At 62.1% G+C, this 18,375-nt stretch carries 22 protein-coding genes; 9 read left to right on the forward strand and 13 right to left on the reverse strand.

Annotated features, from left to right (window positions below):
• Nucleotides 1–44: 44 nt before the first annotated feature.
• The 7 genes from AB1555_13565 to AB1555_13595 form a co-directional block, all read right to left on the reverse strand.
• Entirely contained in the window at nt 45–251 is a 207-nt protein-coding gene (locus AB1555_13565; protein ID MEW6247719.1) for an SPW repeat protein, read from the reverse strand.
• Nucleotides 252–313: 62 nt separating this feature from the next.
• Nucleotides 314–784 carry an Hsp20/alpha crystallin family protein gene (locus tag AB1555_13570; protein MEW6247720.1) on the reverse strand — a complete coding sequence of 157 codons (471 nt, stop codon included), beginning with the start codon at nt 782–784 and terminating at the stop codon, nt 314–316.
• An 81-nt stretch (nt 785–865) separates the two neighbouring features.
• Nucleotides 866–1,513 (reverse strand): hypothetical protein, encoded by a 648-nt coding sequence (locus AB1555_13575; protein ID MEW6247721.1) that lies wholly within the window; start codon nt 1,511–1,513, stop codon nt 866–868.
• Between the two features lie 225 nt (nt 1,514–1,738).
• Entirely contained in the window at nt 1,739–2,134 is a 396-nt protein-coding gene (locus AB1555_13580; protein MEW6247722.1) for a hypothetical protein, read from the reverse strand.
• A 92-nt stretch (nt 2,135–2,226) separates the two neighbouring features.
• A complete protein-coding gene (locus AB1555_13585) occupies nt 2,227–2,661 on the reverse strand; it encodes an Hsp20/alpha crystallin family protein (GenBank protein ID MEW6247723.1) in 435 nt (144 codons plus the stop codon).
• Nucleotides 2,662–2,934: 273 nt separating this feature from the next.
• The gene (locus AB1555_13590) at nt 2,935–3,105 is read right to left on the reverse strand and encodes a hypothetical protein (protein ID MEW6247724.1); all 171 of its coding nucleotides are present in this window, start codon (nt 3,103–3,105) and stop codon (nt 2,935–2,937) included.
• A gap of 61 nt (nt 3,106–3,166) precedes the next feature.
• Nucleotides 3,167–3,619, reverse strand: coding sequence for an Hsp20/alpha crystallin family protein (locus AB1555_13595; protein ID MEW6247725.1), 453 nt, complete (start codon nt 3,617–3,619; stop codon nt 3,167–3,169).
• Between the two features lie 330 nt (nt 3,620–3,949).
• On the opposite strand from AB1555_13595, the gene AB1555_13600 reads away from it, so the two are divergent.
• The 3 genes from AB1555_13600 (at nt 3,950) to AB1555_13610 (ending at nt 5,230) form a co-directional block, all read left to right on the forward strand.
• Nucleotides 3,950–4,351, forward strand: a complete 402-nt coding sequence (locus AB1555_13600) for a hypothetical protein (GenBank protein MEW6247726.1) — start codon at nt 3,950–3,952, stop codon at nt 4,349–4,351.
• Between the two features lie 90 nt (nt 4,352–4,441).
• Nucleotides 4,442–4,576, forward strand: a complete 135-nt coding sequence (locus AB1555_13605) for a hypothetical protein (GenBank protein MEW6247727.1) — start codon at nt 4,442–4,444, stop codon at nt 4,574–4,576.
• Nucleotides 4,577–4,870: 294 nt separating this feature from the next.
• Complete coding sequence (locus tag AB1555_13610) at nt 4,871–5,230, forward strand: hypothetical protein (GenBank protein MEW6247728.1); 360 nt, start codon at nt 4,871–4,873, stop codon at nt 5,228–5,230.
• A 28-nt stretch (nt 5,231–5,258) separates the two neighbouring features.
• On the opposite strand, the gene AB1555_13615 is transcribed toward AB1555_13610, so the two are convergent.
• Nucleotides 5,259–6,392 (reverse strand): citrate synthase, encoded by a 1,134-nt coding sequence (locus AB1555_13615; GenBank protein ID MEW6247729.1) that lies wholly within the window; start codon nt 6,390–6,392, stop codon nt 5,259–5,261.
• A gap of 196 nt (nt 6,393–6,588) precedes the next feature.
• Between AB1555_13615 and AB1555_13620 the strand changes: the two genes are divergently transcribed.
• Together AB1555_13620 and AB1555_13625 are read left to right on the forward strand one after the other, a co-directional pair.
• The gene (locus tag AB1555_13620) at nt 6,589–7,089 is read left to right on the forward strand and encodes a hypothetical protein (protein ID MEW6247730.1); all 501 of its coding nucleotides are present in this window, start codon (nt 6,589–6,591) and stop codon (nt 7,087–7,089) included.
• A gap of 3 nt (nt 7,090–7,092) precedes the next feature.
• Complete coding sequence (locus AB1555_13625; GenBank protein MEW6247731.1) at nt 7,093–7,479, forward strand: hypothetical protein; 387 nt, start codon at nt 7,093–7,095, stop codon at nt 7,477–7,479.
• Nucleotides 7,480–7,575: 96 nt separating this feature from the next.
• On the opposite strand, the gene AB1555_13630 is transcribed toward AB1555_13625, so the two are convergent.
• Nucleotides 7,576–7,947: a hypothetical protein gene (locus AB1555_13630; protein ID MEW6247732.1), complete on the reverse strand. Its 372-nt coding sequence runs from the start codon at nt 7,945–7,947 to the stop codon at nt 7,576–7,578.
• A gap of 154 nt (nt 7,948–8,101) precedes the next feature.
• Between AB1555_13630 and arsC the strand changes: the two genes are divergently transcribed.
• Nucleotides 8,102–8,452 carry an arsenate reductase (glutaredoxin) gene (gene arsC, locus AB1555_13635; protein MEW6247733.1) on the forward strand — a complete coding sequence of 117 codons (351 nt, stop codon included), beginning with the start codon at nt 8,102–8,104 and terminating at the stop codon, nt 8,450–8,452.
• Nucleotides 8,453–8,473: 21 nt separating this feature from the next.
• Here the strand turns inward: arsC and AB1555_13640 are convergent, their stop codons facing one another.
• From AB1555_13640 to AB1555_13650, 3 genes are all read right to left on the reverse strand, one after another.
• Nucleotides 8,474–9,781: a GGDEF domain-containing protein gene (locus AB1555_13640; protein ID MEW6247734.1), complete on the reverse strand. Its 1,308-nt coding sequence runs from the start codon at nt 9,779–9,781 to the stop codon at nt 8,474–8,476.
• Between the two features lie 231 nt (nt 9,782–10,012).
• Entirely contained in the window at nt 10,013–11,215 is a 1,203-nt protein-coding gene (gene rnd, locus AB1555_13645; protein MEW6247735.1) for a ribonuclease D, read from the reverse strand.
• A 5-nt stretch (nt 11,216–11,220) separates the two neighbouring features.
• Entirely contained in the window at nt 11,221–11,850 is a 630-nt protein-coding gene (locus tag AB1555_13650; protein ID MEW6247736.1) for a DnaJ domain-containing protein, read from the reverse strand.
• A 209-nt stretch (nt 11,851–12,059) separates the two neighbouring features.
• Between AB1555_13650 and AB1555_13655 the strand changes: the two genes are divergently transcribed.
• Entirely contained in the window at nt 12,060–12,554 is a 495-nt protein-coding gene (locus AB1555_13655) for a c-type cytochrome (GenBank protein ID MEW6247737.1), read from the forward strand.
• A gap of 3 nt (nt 12,555–12,557) precedes the next feature.
• Here AB1555_13655 and AB1555_13660 read toward each other — a convergent pair whose 3' ends face one another.
• Nucleotides 12,558–14,000, reverse strand: a complete 1,443-nt coding sequence (locus AB1555_13660; GenBank protein MEW6247738.1) for an NAD-dependent malic enzyme — start codon at nt 13,998–14,000, stop codon at nt 12,558–12,560.
• 257 nt (nt 14,001–14,257) lie between these two features.
• On the opposite strand from AB1555_13660, the gene AB1555_13665 reads away from it, so the two are divergent.
• Together AB1555_13665 and AB1555_13670 are read left to right on the forward strand one after the other, a co-directional pair.
• On the forward strand, nt 14,258–14,428 hold the full coding sequence (locus tag AB1555_13665; GenBank protein ID MEW6247739.1) for a hypothetical protein: 171 nt from the start codon (nt 14,258–14,260) through the stop codon (nt 14,426–14,428).
• 221 nt (nt 14,429–14,649) lie between these two features.
• Nucleotides 14,650–18,351, forward strand: coding sequence for an aldo/keto reductase (locus tag AB1555_13670; GenBank protein MEW6247740.1), 3,702 nt, complete (start codon nt 14,650–14,652; stop codon nt 18,349–18,351).
• Nucleotides 18,352–18,375 lie beyond the last annotated feature (24 nt).

The following is an 18,375-nucleotide window of genomic DNA, read 5'->3' on the forward strand; positions in this document are numbered from 1 at the left end:
GGGGGCGGGTTTGTGCCCCCCCCCCCCGCCCTCCTCTTACAAAGTCAGCTTCGGCGTTCCGGCTGAGCCTGCGTTCCCCATCCGCGGTCCCTGAGGGCCTGATAGACCCCGATAAAGCCCGCGATCAGCATGACGGCGCCGACGGCGATGTCGTTCTGCATCGCGACCGTCGTGTCCGCATAGCCGAGAAGAAAGGGGGCCGCGATCAGCCAGACTGCCACAAAGCTCAATAGCCAGGGCAGATAGGTCATCGGCGCATCACCTCCTTTCATGACAGACGTAAGAGAAGACTCCAGAGTGAGCGGTTCCTTCTTCAGCTCTGGACCGGGATCTTCCGAATTCTGTGTCTCGCCTCCTCCGTCCGCGGAAGGCGCACGGTCAGAACTCCGTGGCGACAGGTCGCCTTCGCGGCCGCCGTATCGAGGCCGCTCGGCAGCGCGACCGTTCTGGTCAACGCACCGTATCGTCGCTGCGTCCAGCCGCCGTTGGACTGTTCTTCCCGTCGCTCGTAGCGGATGTGCAACGCGCCGTCACGAACCGTCACATCCAAGTCACGCGGCTCGATGCCCGGCACCTCGGCGCGGACGATGACCTCGTCTTCCGTTTCCTCCATATCGAGGTCGGTATACCAACTCCTGGTCGGCGACCACTCCTGATCGAACGGCGCCAGGAACAATCGATCGAACAGCCGGTTGATATCATCCCGCAGCGTCATCACCTCATGGGGCTCGACGGACTTTCGCCGCCACGGAATGAGTTCTTTCAGCTTTGACATGAGTTGCATGCCCATCCTCCCTTCTGTTGTGTGTTGTGTCGCCAGGTCCACGTTCCGGGACGCCAGGCCGAACCCCATCGCGTCGCGTCGTTAACTGTGGGCGCCGAGCCGGTCGGCCTCGGAGGGTCGAGCGGTGTGCGCCGATGCTCCCTGCCGATCCGGTAGTGGAATCGGAACGTTCAACTCTTTCCGCCGGAGCTGTTCCTGAACGGCTCGGTCGCGAGCCTGTTCGAGCGACAAATCGGTCATGGTCAGCACAAGCTCGAATTGCTCGCGGCCGTCCATCAGCTTCCGAATTTCGGCCAACGTGATCCGCGTCGTGTCGTCCCTCCACACGGTTTTTCTCGTTGAGAAGATGTCCCGGCTCAGATCGTAGTCCTCCATGTTTTCGGCCACGGGACGTCCGTAGACCTGCTTCAAACGATCCAGCAGACCGTCGTAGCCGCGAGGCACCCGATCGGGCCGATAAGAAATCGCCTGCTCGTACAGGGCGCCGCGATAAAACCGATACATCACCCGATGAATGTACGGATCCCGCGACGCCACCGTGACCGTTTCGGTTTGCCGGCCGTTGGACGGCAGAGCGGTCTTCGCAATCTGAGGATCGGTCCTGGCCAGTTCGGCCATGGCCATCCCCAAGCGGGCGCCCTGAAACGACCTCGGCAGCACAGACTTCGTCCGACTTTGTTCTACAGCCGTCACCTGAGCGACTCCGAGTGTCAGCAGAAAGGCCGACATGGTCGCGGCTATCCATATTGATAGTGATATTGAACGGAACCACCGCCGATACATCATCGACATCCTCCGCAACGGCGGACGCGCCTCCTCATCGCGACCACCGAAAGTGCGGCCACGACATGTGCTCGAACCACTTGAATATTCTGTCCTTCCATTGACGAAACCATCGCAAGGTCATCGCTCCCGCCTCCTTTCCGTGTCAGAACCCGCGCCGGCATTCACGGTTTAGATCGCGACATCGGGCAGATGGTGTTTGATCAGAGTCACAATCCGTTCGGCGTCTTCCGGGCGGAAATAGCCCTTCCTGACCGATCTGTGGAGCAGATCCAAAGCCTGCTTGGCGTTGTGCTCCGCGGCAAGCCGATCTTCGCGCTGAGCCGCCTTACCGGCTTCATGCAAAAAATAACCGATGTCGTGAATGTAACGATGAATATACTCTTGTCGTCCGTGCGACGTTCCGCCGTTAATCACCGACCGGGTGAGCGCCTCTTCTACGTGCCGGATCCAGTCGCCGCTCAGGTTATAGGCGTCCTGGGCCGCCTGCAGCGGTGAGACCGCAACCCGTCCCGCCGGCGCCGCCAGCAATCCGATCACGACTAGCCCGATGACCAGCTTTTTCACGGTCCCCTCCTGTGAATTGCGAGGAGGCGCCGGCGCCGGTTTCAACGGGCTTTCACCTGGGCGCCGGCGCTCGAAAACCGAACTGACGGCCCTCATGTCCCCTCGATCATGATGCAGCGGGGCTTCGCTTCCTCGTACTTCGGGAACATAATGGTGAGCACGCCATGCTTGTACGAGGCGGTGGACTTACCGTGGTCCACATAGGAAGGCAGTCGGAACGAGCAAGCGAAGGGTCCGCACGGAAATTCATGCGCGTACCAGGTCACGTCTCCCGACGGCTCGCTCTTTCGTTCTCCTTTGATGCACAGCAACTGATCCTCCACCTGCACATCGATCTGGCTCGGCTCCATCCCGGGCAGAGCGACCTGAATGTAGAAATTATTCGCATCTTCGTACACGTTACAGTCCGGCTCCCACGCCGACTCCCAGCCGCTCACGGCGCGGACCGCCTCGTCAAAGAGCCGGTCGATCTGGGTGTCGAACGACGTGTCACGAAAAAGGGTAGGAATCTGAGTAGCCCAAGTCATACCGATCCCTCCTTTCTCGATGTTGCGGTCAACGTGTTTGGATTGAAAACCGCGACGGATAAGCCCGGCGAGAGCCCACGGAAGGAAGCTGACGAACGCGCCATCCCGAATGCGGGCCTTTCACCGAACTCATCCGGCACAGCCTGTCAACTCGAAACGAGAGATAACACAGAATCGACGGCCGTCAAGAGGATGCCGGTCGCCGCCGGGTTGAGCCACGGGGGCCGGCCGGGTTCCGAAACCCGGCCGGCCCTCGCAATCGGCCGTGGTCGCTTACGCCGCCTTGCGGAGCGCTTGAGCAGGCGCCCCCGCCTCGCGCTGAACCTCCGTGGTGGACACGGTGGTGGATTGGGACGACGATAAAGTCCAGATACCCGTCGCCAAGACGGCGGCCGCTCCCATTAAGGCCAACGAGGCATCGATTACGGAACTCATATCCGTCATCGTGCTCACCTCCCTCCGTGCGTGTTTCCGAACGCGAGGGGCGCTCCGGAACGCCCCTCGCTCAGGCGACCTTCACTTCAATGGCCTTCGGCTTCGCCTTTTCCGATTTCGGCACGTGCAGATACAGGAGCCCGTCCTTGAATTCCGCGGACACCTTGCTGTCATCCGCAGAGTCAGGGAGGGTGAAACTGCGCATAAACGTCCCGTAGGACCGCTCGATGCGATGATACTTTCTGCCCTTCTCCTCTTTTTCTTGCTTGCGTTCGCCTTGGATCGTCAAGACGCCTTCCTGCAGCGTGACCTTAATGTCTTCCTTTTTCACGCCGGGTAATTCAGCTTTGATGAGATACTCGCCCTCAGACTCGCTGATGTCCACGGCCGGGATCCAGTCGGCGACGGTCAACGCTTCCTTGCTGTTGTCGCGGCGAACCGGCGGTCGGCCGAAGACACGATTGAGCCGTTCGGACAACTCCTCGAGCTCGCGAAAAGGATCCCAACGTGCAACGGTGCTCATACTCCTACTCCCTCCTTTCTGTGCCGCGGATCCGTGACGATGCGGTGTTTTCATGGTGGAATCAGCATGGAGCCTACCGGCGGAGGGTCTACCGCATTGCCCGCCGGCATCCGGCATGTCGTGACGTGCTGTCAAGTAACCTTTCTTCGACGCCCGTCAAGAGGACCGCACGACGGGCTGCGTCGCCGCACCTCGCGGGTTGACTTTCCTCCAGGCGGAATTACTCGTTGAGCTGAATCCATAGCGGGCGTCTTCCCTGTTGTCGCCGCGCCCGCCGCGGAACGCCGGTCAATCATCAACCGTTAACCCCTAAACCAAAAGGAGGGACATATGAAGAAGAAAGTCGCGGCTGCTGTGTGCGTGCTGTCCCTGCTCATTGGCGGGGTGGCGCTGATGTCGTCGACGGTCGATGCCGCGCCATGGATCTCGGCGACCGACTCGTATTCCACAACCTGGTTAAAGGACATTGAACAGGAACTTTATAAGCAAGAATACCGGTCGGTGTTTATGAACGATCCACGGACGCCGCAAGCTTCCGTGCTCAAACTCTTGAATCGGGCCGCTGCCGCCTATGAAGCCAAGAATATGCAGTTGGCCGAACAGTTCGTTCGCGAGGCGATCGGTGTGTTGGAACAGTTGGAACAGGGCGTCGTGAAAAATTACTATGCGCAGTCGGACATCGAGCCCATCGTGAATTTCATTAAGCAGCATGTTCCGGTTAAGCTGAGCTGAGCGGACAGGCATATCGGGCAACCGGACGCGGACCGTCCGCGTCCGGGCCGGCAATTATCCGGCAATTATGGGGAAAGGAGGTAGAGAACTATGTATGCAGTTGCCGCGTTGATCGGGTTGATGTTGCTGACGTGGGCCGCTGCCGTCTGGGCCACGTATGTCGATGACGAGTACGCGGATACCGGAACGGCGGCAGGTCGACGTCTGTTCCGAAAATCGGCCTGAACGATTCGCCGAGCGATTGCGGGCATGTGCGGTCCGAGTCGATTCGCCCGCTCTGACGGAATCGGCTTCGGACCCTTTTGCGCCGGCGTTCATAGTCGCCGCGCGGGCGCGGCGCAGGAAACCCGGACGTCGAGCTGAAGGGACTGACGGCCGGCGAAGTCCGGCCTCTTTTCTCACAGGAGGTTGGCCAGATGGCTGAACTCTTGACGATCGGCGCGATCGGAGGCTTGATTCTGATCCTGGCGATCGCAATTTGGCGCTTTGTCCTTTTATTTGAATGAAAAACGAGCTGTCATGACGAACAACGGCTTATACGCGGACAAATATGCGGAGTTCCTGGCCCGTCGGGCCAAGGCGACGGGTTACGATTTCGGCCGGGCGCCGGTCGGGAATGTTCCGCCGCCGACCGTCACATTCGCCAAACCGCTGCGCTGGTGGTCGCTGGACCGCCCGCGGCGTTTGGCCGCGATCCTCGCCTTGCGCGATCGGCTGCAGGATGAGATTCTCGCTCTCGCGCGAGGAACGCCGCTTCTGGCGGAAACATCCGAAGTCAAGGAATCGAGCGTCCCCGCCCGCGAGCGGAACGTCGGCTCTCGTTCCGAACGGGAACGCGCGGTACGTGCGCGCACCCGCGACCTCGCACAGGCGGCCTGAGAGTGAAACCGCGGTGTCGGTGTCTCGCCTATCGTTGTTCGATGGGGATGTAGGGGCGATTGTGTTCCCCCGAATAGATCTGGTCCGGGCGAAACAGCTTGTTCTCTCGGAGTTGCTCCAACCAATGGGCCAGCCAGCCCGCCACCCGTGCGATGGCGAAGACCGGCGTGAAGAGGTCCACCTCGATCCCCATCTTGTCGTAGATGATGCCGGAGTAGAAGTCCACGTTGGGATACACGCCTTTCCCTTTGAAGACCTCCTCCGCCACCCGCTCCATTTCCACCGCGACCGCGTAGAGCGGCGACATGCCGCACTCCTTGAACAGGCGTTCGCATAAGCCCTGCAGAATGGTCGCTCTGGGGTCCTTGACCTTGTATACCCGGTGGCCGAAGCCCATCACTTTTTCCTTCTTCGCCAGTTTGGCGTCGAGATAAGATCGGACCCTGGAGGGATCGCCGATCTCCCGCAACATCTGGACGACCTCTTCGTTTGCGCCGCCGTGCAAGGGGCCTTTCAGCGCACCGACCGAGGACGCGACGACGGTATAGGGATCGGCCAAGGTGGAAGCGGTGACCATCCCGGTAAACGTGGAGGCATTCATCGTGTGCTCGGCGTGCAGGATCAGACAGTCGTCCAGGATCTCGGTCCAGAGCGGGCTTGGGATCTTTTCGGTCAACATATAGAGAAAATTCTCGGCGAAGCCGAGGTCGTCGCGCGGCGGAATATAATCGTCCCCTCGGCGCAAACGCGCCCAGGCGGCGACGATCGTGGGCAGCTTCGCGATCAGCCGCACCGCCGACCAGTAATTGTTGTCGATATCCTTGACGTTCCGGCCGGGATAGAACATGCCCAGCGCCGACACGGCCGCCTGCAGCACGTCCATCGGGTGGCCGTGTTCCGGCAGGCATTTCATCAAGTCCACGATCCGGAACTTGATCCGACGATGAAGTGTGATATCTTCGCTCCACCGCCGCATTTGCGCCTGCGCCGGCAGGTAGCCGAAGAGCAGCAAATAGGCGGTTTCCAGGAACGAAGACTTGGCGCACAGCTCTTCGACCCGGATTCCGCGATACTCCAGGACACCCCGTTGTCCATCTACATCGCTGATCGAAGACTTGGCTGCGGGAACACCGGCCAGGCCCGGCATGAAATCGTGCGGCATCGGGTCCTCCTTGTTGCGAAACGGTCGACGGCGTGAGAGGCGAATCAAGCTTCGCCGAGCTGTCGCGATCCGCAACCCGCGCATCGGATTCTAGGGGTGCGAATTTCCTGCGTCAAGGAAACTCCATGCCTTGAATTGCCCGCCTCCGCTTGGCATACTGAATCCAGCCGTTGCTGATGCGGAGAGAACACGCTGCATGTCCGGTTTTCTGCGGACCATGATCGCGGTCGGAGTGCTGGCGCTGCTCGCGGGCGTGCTGACGCTCTGGCGCCAGTATGAGCGGCCGGTTTCGTCGAGCGCGCCGTTATCGGAGGCGCCGGATCCGACGAAAGTGGTCGGCTCGAGCGCGCTCAGCCACGGTGGGCCGACCGGACTGTCGACGAAGCTTGCTTTTCCCCCTCAGGAGATGCTTTCCATTCGTCCGGGACAGCGCGTGACGTTGATTGAGTTTCCGCCGACCGAGACGGAGGCCGACCGATTCGCCGAGCCGGTGTCCGTTTACTCGGACGTAGGTCCGGCCGCAAGACGGTCCGCCACCGAAGTGATCGTGACAAACGTCGAGACGCGTCCGGCTCCCAACGGCCGCGTCGAACAGTTTTTCCAGGTTCGGTTTCCCGACGGCAGGTCGGCGTGGGTGCACAAAAATGTGCTCCGCGTGCCCGCGTCGGGAAATGACCTTGCCTACACGGAGAGGTGAACAGTGAAACCCATCACTCGGCTGTCCGTGTCGAGCCTGTTTCTATTGTTGTACGTTACAGGAATCGCGTCGGCTCAGGGGGAAACCATCGCCTTCGCCGTGGTGGCGGAAGTGCTGAAGGACAAGACGCAGGCCTCGGCGAAGATCTCGGTGGACGGGGTCGTGTTCGAGGGCAAGCTGCTGCCCGTCGAATCGGTTCAGAACAATCCGGCTTGGAAGAAGCTGGAAATCTGCCACGCGTTGAAACTGGAAGGCGTGAAGGTGGCGGAAGGGTTCAAGGTGTCGTCGCTCAGAGTGATCGACGCCGGCATGCTGCCCATGGGTCTGCAAGGTTTCGCCGGGGACTGCCTGATCAAGAAAGCCATCGAAGTGGCGCCGCTAGTGGATTGAATGCTGAATGTTGAATGAGGAATGAGGAATGGTGAATTGAGGCGCAGGGAACCGTTGGAAATTCACCATTCCTCATTCATAATTTCCGGACTGCGCTCAAGCCGCGCAGTCCGGACAAACGGTCGGTTCTTGCCCGGAGTGATATTCCTCTGCGGTAAGCGGGAAATATTGCTCACAAGCCGAGCAGGTGCGGATCTCGAAATAGGGGACGCCTTTTTCGTCGATCTCGGTCGGCAGCAACAGTTCCGCGGGATCATAGCCAAGCGTCGCGCCGTCCGAAAATTTCACGACCGCCAGGCGGATGTTGAACAGCTCGAACGTCGCCTCCTGCCCTTTTCGTTCCGGCACATGGCCGAGCACGAACACCGGCTGCCCCTTGCGTTTGGTCTTCAAGTCCCGGAGGGTCCGCTGTCTCGACGTGGCGCAGGCGAACTGGCCGCTGGCATCAGTGGTTCCGACGCTGGGCATATCAGGTTTTCACTCCACACCGGCATTGCCGCGCGAAGCGAGCGGTGGACTACCGTGCCGAGCCCTCGCTCCGTAGCCCGACGCGCTACTTAACATAGGCGAAAAAATCGCGTCAAGGTGGGTGCGGGACCCAACGAAGGAGAGGAGCAATGCAATGGCCGACATCACCATCTACCAGAAGCCGACATGCACGACTTGCCGTCAGGCGGTGCAGTTGCTCAAAGACAGCGGAAAACCGTTCGCGGCGGTGAACTACTACGACAAGCCGTTTACCAAGTCGCAGCTCAAGGATCTGTTGAAAAAGGCCGGGCTTTCGGCCAAAGAGGCGCTGCGAACGAAGGAGGAGATCTATAAGAAGCTGGGGTTGTCGAACAAGGACCTGCCGGAGGACGAGTTGATCGACCTCATGATCAAGCATCCGGATCTGATTCAACGACCGCTGGTCCGGAAGGGCGACAAGGTCATTTTGGCGCGGCCGGCGGAGACGGTGAAAACATTGTTGTGAGCAGGACGCGCGCGCAAGGGGTCAGCCGTTCCAACGTTCGCCTTCCACGCCGGCCGCGACCGCGCGGCGAGCGTTGCGAAGCGGCTTGGGCAACGCTTCTTGTGAAAGTGTTCCTCGCTTGACCAGATTGCCTCCCTCGAGCTTCGCCTGATACAACGCGCGGTACGCCGTCTTGATCACCGCATCCGGTTGGATAGCGGTGTCGTTTCGTTCTGCGACGCCGATGCTGATCGTGACCGGCAATTCTTCGAGCGTGGAATCCGCGCCGTTTCGTCGGTCCCGCCGCTTACGAACCTGATCCCGCCCGCGCAGGACGAGATCCAAAGACTCTACGGCTTTTCTGATCCTCTCAAGGTCCGCCAGCGTGTCGCCGGAGGATTTGCCCGGGAACAGCGCGGCGAAGTTGTCGCCTGCGTGGTGATAGACCCTCCCCCCGACGGATAGACCGGAGATGGCCGCAGCGACCAGACGGAGGATCTGACCGCCTACGATCTGCCCGTGCGCGTTGTTGTACGACTTGATCTGATCGATTTCGATGACCGCCACCGAATAGCGACGCCCCAATCCCTTCAGCGCCGTGTCGAACGCCTGCCGCCCCGGCATGCCGGTCGCCTCGTCGACGTAGGCGGCCTTGTAAGAGGCTTCGAGCAGCGTCATGACGAGAATCAGGCCGGCGGTCGCGAAAAAATTGGTCGGCTTCCAGCCGTACCTGGTCCCCTGCAACGCAACGAAGACGGTCAGCACCGCCCAGACGAATCCGTTTTCGATGGCGTTTCTGCGGACGACGAACCGGGACGCCTGTAACGCCAGGGCCGTCCCCGACGCCAACAGCGCCGGCTGCGCGATCGGTGTCCAGACGGTGAGAGCGGGATCGACGTAAGCGAACTCCAACGCCGCCGCGAATTCCGACGGCTCCGCACGACAAAACCCGGCCACCACCAGCGGCTGAAGCAGAATCAGCGCGGCGCGGATCCCCGTTCGCGGAGTCAACAAGCCGTCCTCGGTAATCAGGGACAGCGCAAGCAGATTCAGCGGGAGCAGGAACGCGACGGCCTGAAAGACGATGCGGCCGACATCCGTCGTCGCCGCATCGCCGCTGGCGAAGAGCCACAACGACCTGTCCGCCAAGGCCAGCATGAGAATGGCGAGCACGATCCGGCTGCGATCGAACAGCCAGCCGAACAGAAGCCCGAACGCCAGCGTCATCAGCGGAAAGACTCCGACGAGCGGCTGAAGCCAACCGGGCAGTCCTCTGGGGCGTAGAAAGCCCAGGGCGAGGAGCAGGAGAAATCCACCCGGCATGATAAAGGAACAGGTCAGCTTCCACACCGACGCGCCCACTGATCCCCCACTTCGCCGCGAGTATGCGATTCGTGCCGTCGCTTGTCCCACGCTGCGGGTGCTAGAAGCGTACCAGGGTCGCCGCGGGAAATGCGCAGAAAACGAGCCTGTCAGCAGGCATTTGGCCATCGCCGATGGACGATGAACCGGACGGTCGCCTGCGTGAGCAGGGTTGAAGGGCAGCGCAGACGGGCGGGTGTTCTCTTTTGAACGGAACGGTCAGGAGCGGTCGCGCGGGATGAGTCGGAGGGTACCGGTAGCAGGATCGACGGAGACCGCAATGGTTCCGGCGAGCACGCCGAGCAACGTCTCCCCGGCTAACTGACGACGCCACCCGCGCAGAATGGGAAGGTCGGGATACGCTCGACGGCGTGCGGCTTCGGCCAGCGCCTGAAGATCGGCGGATGTGGCCAGCAGCGTCGGGGCCATGTCTTCTTCGACCGCCCGGGCTCTGAGCACAGCCTGCAGGAGCTCCACGAGGCCGGCTGATTCCGGTTCAGGTTTGCGCTCGCGCGGAATAGCCGGCCATGCGGACGGCGGTAGCGCCAGGGCATGGCGAACAACAGCCAACAGAGCCTCTCCGTTGCGTTCGATCTCAGACGGGTGGAGCCCTCGGACAGAACGCAATTCGTCCAAGGTCTTAGGCGTCTGGCGGGCGAGCTGGAGCAGCACTTCATCGCGCGCCACGCGACCGCGCGGGATGTTGCGTCTCCGCGCTTCGGCTTCGCGCCAGGCTGATAACTCGCGGAGCACGGCGGCGGCTCGCGGCTTTAAGTTGTCCCATCCGCGAATGCGCTGGTACCGGTCCTGCGGCTCCTCGGCCCGTCGCCCGATGGCTTCCCGCAGTCGGGAGAATTCCTCGTGCACCCAGTCGTGTCGGCCGAGTTTCTGCAAGCGCGACCGGAGATGATCATAGATCGGAAGAAGGAACTGCACGTCTTCCAACGCATACGCCAGTTGCTCCTTCGTCAGCGGGCGTTGGCTCCAGTTAGTGAATGTGTGCGACTTCGCCAACTTGGCCCCGTGAAGCCGCTGCACGAGATGAGCATACGCTACCTGAGCGCCGTAACCGACCATCGCAGCGGCGATCTGTGTGTCGAAGAACGGGGTCGGGACCCGGCCCGCATATGTCGTGAACAGTTCCAGGTCCTGCCGTCCGGCGTGCAGGATTTTTTCGATTCGGGGATCGCAGATCACTTCCCACAGACAGTCCAGCTTGCCCTGGGAGTGAAGCGCAGGAAAGTCGATGGCGGCGGCGACCTCGTCGGTGGCAACCTGAATCAGCTCAAGACGAGGGACGAACGTGTCTTCCCCCACGAACTCCGTATCGAGCGCCAGACGACCGCTTTGCCGGAGACGGCCGCAGAGTCGTTCCAGACCGGCGGCATCGGTGATGTATTGGGATCGGTGAGAGTCCGTCAACGAGGTCATTCCGTCGGATTGTACCGGGCGTCTTGCGCGCGAGGCGGCTCGGCGGCGCTCAAGCTCAAGTGTTCCTTGAGGAACTGATAGGCTTCGATAATCCGACGCAATTCAGGTTCTGAGCTGCGGTCGCCCTTGCGCGCGTCGGGATGAAGTTTCTTGGCGCGCTCGCGAAACGCGGCGGTCACCGCGGCCAGCGAACTGCCGTATTCCAGCCCCAAGGCGTCGAAGGCTTCGGTGGCGTTGTTGATTTCGCTTCGCACGCCGGACAGGTCTCCGCCCCCGCCGGCGGCTTTCAGGAAATCCGCCAGATTGATCCGCCGCCGGCGCCGCCGGGGTCGCTCGCGCGCTTCACTGTCCAATTCTTCCCAGCGGTCCTCGATGAACTCGAGGCGCGCCTCCAGACGGAGGGCTCCGGACAGGTCGCAGATATGCGGCAGTTCTTCCTCGATCAGCTTCAAGGTCCGGTCGATTTCCTCCAGGCCCTGTTCGATCCGGAAGTAGCTGTCGACGCGTTCCTGCATCATGTGGTCGATCGCGAAATCCAGGCTGTCTTCGGTTTTGAGACGGAGCGACTCGATGCGGCGGCGCATCCCGGTCTGATACTTGGCGAGTTTGGCGGCGGAGAACGGCACGATTCCTCGTCGGGAACGCTTGCCCGACATCTGGACGGTCGGACGGCCGCCATTCTAGCACAACAATGGGATAGGCCGCACCGCCGCGCAGGGAACGCCGTCTGGCATGCCCGGTATTGCCGGAGCGCCGAGTCCGGTGCTACACTCCCGCCCCGCCGCTGTCAGGTTGAGCGAGAGCTTCACCTCAAAATTTTCGTCATGGAGGCGTCATGATCGGTATGATGCGTGCGTTCGCGATCGGGATAACGATTACCACATGGGCCGCATCGAGCTATGCAGCCGATCCGTCCGGCTACGGCCAGCCCGGAGGAGAATTCGATATCAGAATTCCGCGCGTTCCGGCGGACCAACTGGCTGCAGCGAAGGCGACAAAGCCGCCCTTCGCGCCGACGCCGGAGGTGCTCGCCGAAGGCAAAGCCATCTTTCTAGGCCGCGGCACCTGTTTCCAGTGCCACGGTCCGGAAGGCAGGGGCGACGGAGGCGCCGCCAAAGTGCTCCCGATTCAGCCGCGCAACTTTACCAACCCTACATTCAAAAAGCTCCGGACGCCCGGCGAGCTGATGTGGGTGCTGAAAAACGGAAGCTTGGGCCAATCGGGGAAAGTGCCGGGAACCGGCATGCTGCCGATCGTCGGGCAGTTCTTGAGCGAAGAAGACGGCTGGAAGGTCTTGCTCTATGAATTGAGCCTGGGCGGGACGGAGTGATCCTTAATCCCCCGGCGCCTCGTCGCTCTGTCGGGAGCGGCGGCGCGCCACCCCCGTATCCCGTGCCGCCGCCGCTACCGCTTTGGCCACCTTCGGGACCACCTCTTTATCGAACACGCTGGGGATGATGTAATCCTCGCTGAGCGCCGCTTCCGGCACGACCTTGGCGATGGCCTGCGCGGCCGCCAGCTTCATCGCCTCGTTGATGTCCCGCGCCTGGACGTCCAGCGCTCCCCGGAAGATGCCGGGGAACGCCAGCGCGTTGTTGATCTGGTTGGGGTGATCGGAGCGGCCGGTCGCGAAGATGCGGCAACGGGGCACGGCCAGTTGCGGAGCGATTTCCGGATCGGGATTAGCCATCGCAAACACGATCCGATCAGGCGCCATGAGATCCAGATCCTCGGGCTTCAGGATGTTGCCGACTGACAGACCGATGAACACGTCGGCGCCCTTCAGGGCGTCGTGCAGCGTGCCTTGAGGTCGATCTCTGTGGATCCACGCGCTCAGATCGTTTCTGGACGCACGCAGTTGGTCCGCTTCGCCGGTCAACACGATCCCCTCGGGCTCGCATCCAACCAGATGCGAGACGCCGGCCGCCAGCAGCATACGGCAGCAGGCGGTTCCCGCCGCGCCCAGCCCGTTCACCACGACGCGAATCTCTTCCATCCGTTTCTTGACCACCTTGAGGGCGTTGGTCAAAGCGGCCAGGATGACGACGGCGGTGCCGTGTTGATCGTCGTGCATGACCGGAATGTCCAACGTCGCCTTGAGCCGCCGCTCAATCTCGAAACAGCGGGGAGCGCTGATGTCCTCCAAGTTGACGGCGCCGAAGCCGGGCGCGATCCCTTGAACGATGCGCACGATCTCTTCGGCGTCCTGGGTGCTCACACAGATCGGCCAGGCGTCGATGCCCGCGAATTCCCGGAACAGCATGGCTTTGCCTTCCATCACCGGCAGAGCCGCTTCCGGACCGAGATTGCCCAAACCCAGGATCGCCGAGCCGTCGGTCACGACGGCGACGCTGTTGTTCTTGATCGTGAAAGCATAGGCCTTGGTCCGGTCCTTCGCGATGGCCTCCGCCACCCGGCCGACCCCCGGCGTGTACACGGTGGAGAGGATGTTGCGGGTGGTGAGCGGGAGCTTGCTTTGAACCCGGAGTTTGCCACCCAGATGCAGCAGGAAAATGCGATCCGAAGCCGACAGGACGCGGACGCCGGGCAGCGTTCCCAGCCGTTTCAGCACGCGCTCGCCGTGCGCCTCATTCCGGACGTCGAAGGTCACGTCGCGCACCATTTTCTCGGCGCTGGCCGACACGATGTCGACGGCGCCCAAGTTGGCGCCCTCCTCGGCCAGGGTGGTGGCGACTTGGGCGAACATGCCGGGCCGGTTGCCCAGCTCCAGGCGGACGGTCAACCGGTAGTTGGAATAGGGGCCTGCATCATTCACGGCGGCGCGTCATCCTCGCGTGTTATCGAAAGATTATCACATCTTGGCGGCTCAGGCCCAATAGGAATGGTCGACGGCTTTGTGGAAAACCGGAGCCTAGGCCCTTTCCTAGGTGACACTGTTCCCTTGCTACACCCTAAGCCTCGTCCAGTAGGAAGGCAGTTGACTTTTGCGGGAGTTTTAGATTACCGTAGCGCCCCATCTGTCTCGGCGAATCCCTAGAATACATTCGCGTGCCGAAAGGAGGTGAACTCATCATGAAGCGGATCATGACGGCGTTCTTGGCAGTCGCCATCCTCATGGCCTTCACCGCTCCGTCCTTCGCCGGCGAGAAGAAGGAGGAGAAAGAGAAGAAGGGCGGTAAGCTCGTCCAGCTCGTGTACGGTGAGGAGAAGAAGAAGGAAGAGAAGAAGAAGGGCGGCAAATAAGCGGAAAAGCACTGCGCAGCTTCACTCTCTCTATACTTGCGTTCTTTGTTGGCCCGCATCCCGACACCTGGGGATGCGGGCCAATGTTTTTTATCGATGGCCCGCATCCTCACTTGGCACCGGCTCTCTTCCGCAGCGCATGAATCGGCAACCGGCAGCGGACTCGGGTACGGTTCAATCGGCCGTTGACCCACGTAGAGGAGGGTGTTACGGTGAACACCATGTCGTCCGAACACACAGGGCGTCGGCCCAATCGATTGCTCCGCGAAACCAGCCCCTACCTCCTCCAACACGCCTATAATCCCGTAGACTGGTATCCCTGGGGCGAAGAAGCGCTCCGCCTCGCGCGCGAGTTGAACCGTCCTATTCTGCTCTCCATCGGCTATTCCGCCTGCCACTGGTGTCACGTCATGGAACGGGAATCGTTCGAAAACGAGGAGATCGCCCGGTTCATGAACGAACACTTTATCTGCGTCAAGGTGGATCGGGAAGAACGACCGGACCTGGACGACATTTACATGCAAGCCACGCTGGCGATGAATCAAGGACAAGGCGGCTGGCCCATGACCGTTTTTCTGACGCCGGAGCAGGAGCCGATTTTCGCCGGGACCTACTTCCCGCCGACGGACCGCTGGGGCCGGCCCGGCTTTTTGACGGTGCTTAAGAAGGTGGCCGAATTCTGGCGGAAAGATCCCGAAGGGCTCCGCCGTCAAGCTGCGAATGTGATAGCCCGCCTGAAGGAGGAAACCCAGTCCGTCAATCCCATGTCGGTCGGCGAAGCCGAACTGGACGCGGCGGTCGCCCAGTTCGCCGAGGACTTCGATCCGCGCCACGGCGGCTTCGGCGGAGCCCCGAAGTTTCCGCCTGCCACGGGCTTGTCGCTCTTGTTGCGGAGTCACCATCGCACCGGCGACGCCCGCACGCTCCACATGGTGCGCAAGACCCTGGACGCCATGGCGGCCGGCGGGATGTACGATCAGATCGGCGGCGGGTTCGCCCGCTACTCCACGGACGAGCGCTGGCTGGTTCCGCATTTCGAGAAGATGCTCTACGACAACGCCCTCCTGGCCCGCGCCTACATCGAGGCGTACCAGACCACCGGGGACTCGGGCTACCGGCGGATCGCCACGGAGGTCCTCGACTATATTCTGCGGGAGATGACATCCCCGGAAGGCGGGTTTTATTCCGCCACCGACGCGGATTCGGAAGGGGTTGAAGGGAAATTTTTCGTCTGGACGCCGGAAGAGATCCGCGCCGCCCTCCTCTCCGAGGAAGATGCGCGCCTCTTCTGCGCGTATTACGATATTACCGCCGCCGGTAATTGGGTCGAGCCCTTGGCCTCGACGCCCCATAAAGCCGTGAGTATCCCGAATCGCCTCCGTCCCGTCGACGAAACGGCGCGTGAACTGGGCCTGTCGGTCGAAGAACTTGAAGCCGCCGTCGCCCGCCTCCGGCCGATCGTGTATGACGCGAGGCGGAAACGGGTCCCGCCCGGGCTCGACGACAAGATCATCACTGCCTGGAACGGCATGATGATCGGGGCGATGGCCGAAGGCGGCCGGGTGTTCGACGAAGCCCGCTATCTGCAAGCCGCCCGGCGAGCGGCGGATTTTCTCTTATCGGCGCTCCGCCGACCGGACGGCGGGCTGTTTCGGACCTTTCGCGCGGGCAAGGCGCGTGTGACCGCGTTTCTCGAAGACTATGCCTGGCTGGCCGACGGGCTCATCGACTTGTATGAAGCGGGCGGCGAGGAACGGTATCTCGGAGAAGCCGTTGGTCTGGCGGAAGCCATCGTCGCCGAGTTCGCCGACGACGAGCACGGCGGGTTCTTCACCACGGCCAAGGACCATGAACAATTGGTTCTCCGCACCCGCGAAGGTCCCGACGGCGCCACGCCCAGCGGCAACGCCGTCGCCGCGTCCGCTTTGGCCCGGCTGTCACGCCATTTCGGACGGGAGGATTTTCGGCAAGCCGCCGCGAACGCGATACGCGCCTACGGCCGCCAGATCGTCCGCTATCCGCGCGCCTTTGCTAAGAGTCTGGCGGTGGTGGATTTTCTGTTGCAGGGCCCGGTCGAGCTGGCCCTGGTCGGCACGCCGGGTGAGGCAGCCTATGAGCGACTCAAGGCCGAGATGAATCGCCCGTATCTGCCCAACCGGATCATCGCCCATTGGGACCCGACAAAGGAGACAACCGACCATCCGCTGTTGCGCGGGAAGGGGCTCGTGCGGGGACAGCCGGCGCTCTACATCTGCCGGAATTTCGCCTGCCGGCAGCCGATCACCGACGCCGCCGGCGTGGCCGTCGCTTTGAAGAACGAAGCGTCGCCATCCGCTCAGGAACGACCCGTCTCCAAGACCTTGACCGGCGCCCGCCTCGCCGGTTCCGCGACCCCGGGAGGTACCGCCGCCTACGCGGTTCGCGCGATCAATCGCGCGGCGGTCTTCCGCGATCTGACCCACGGCTATACATCGTTGGGGTCCACCGGGTTGACCGTCAGCCGGCTCGGCTTCGGCACGTACCGGGTCGACACGCAGGAATCGGCTCATCGCGCCGCGCTCGCACAGGCCCTGCGCGAGGGCTGCAACCTGATCGATACGTCCACCAATTATATGGACGGCGACAGCGAGCGGCTCGCCGGGTCGGTGTTGGCCGATCTGATCAAACGCGGCGAACTCGCGCGGGAAGAAGTCGTCGTCGTCTCCAAGATCGGGTACGTGCAGGGGCAGAATCTGAAACAGGCGGAGGCCCGCGAGAAAGCCGGCAAGCCGTATCCCGAAATGGTGAAATACGGAGAGGGGATCTGGCATTGTCTGCATCCCGACTTTCTGGACGACCAACTGGCCCTTTCACTGGACCGGCTCGGACTGGACACGATGGATGTCTGTCTGTTGCATAACCCGGAATATTTTTTCTCCGACGCGACACGGCGAGGCGAAGCGGATCTGGAATCGTTGCGTGACCGGTTCTATCGGCGGCTTGAAGCGGCCTTTCGATATTTCGAGACCCAGGTGGCGGCCGGACGCCTGCGCTGGTACGGCGTCTCGTCCAACACCTGCACGGCCAAGCCCGATGATCCGGAGGCGACGTCGCTGGCGCGCATGATTGGGGCGGCCAAGTCCGCGGCGGCGGGGGGCCGCTCGCAGCACCACTTCCGGGTGGTGCAATGTCCCATGAATCTTTACGAGGCCGGTGCGCTCCTCACGCCGAATACGGGCCCGGAGAACCGGCTCACCTTGCTCGAGTTGGCGCGAGAGGAAGGGATCGCCGTCATGGTCAATCGCCCGCTCAACGCAATCCCGGCCAAAGGCGGCGGCATCGTGCGACTGGCCGACCTGCCCCTCGAGGCGCAGGAGGTATCCTTCGATGAACAGCGGAAGCGGGTGGCCGATCTGGAACAGGAATATCGGCGCGACATCGCCCCCCACGTGCCCCACGGTGGTCAAGGAACGGCGCCGGCGGACTATTTCGCCTGGGCCGACCAACTGGCCCAGATCCGGCCGCGGGTGCAGGGGCTGGAACATTGGGAACAGATCGAGGCCCAGATGATCGCGCCGCATGTCGACCAAGTGTTGCGGGCGCTGGGCACTCTGCTGACCGGAACGCAGGCGGAACGCTGGGAAGTCTGGCGGGACCGGTACGTGCCGGAACTGCTGGCGCTGCTCAAGGAGATGCGGCGCGAAGCGACCGAGCGGAGCCGCGCCACCACCGCCGCGATCGCCCGCGCGATCGATCCGCTGTTGCCGGAGGAGCGGCGGAAAGAATCCCTGTCGCGCAAGGCGCTATGGATCGTGGCCAGCACGCCAGGCGTCACCTGTGTGCTCAACGGTATGAGGACGACGGCGTACGTCGAGGATGCGCTCGGCGTGCTCCAGTGGTCGCCGCTTGCCGATGTGCGACAGGTGTATCGGGCGGTCCGCTGAAATTCAGCGAGCGAGTGTCGTTCA

Source organism: Nitrospirota bacterium, assembly GCA_040755395.1.
Classification (GTDB): Bacteria; Nitrospirota; Nitrospiria; order Nitrospirales; family Nitrospiraceae; genus DATLZU01.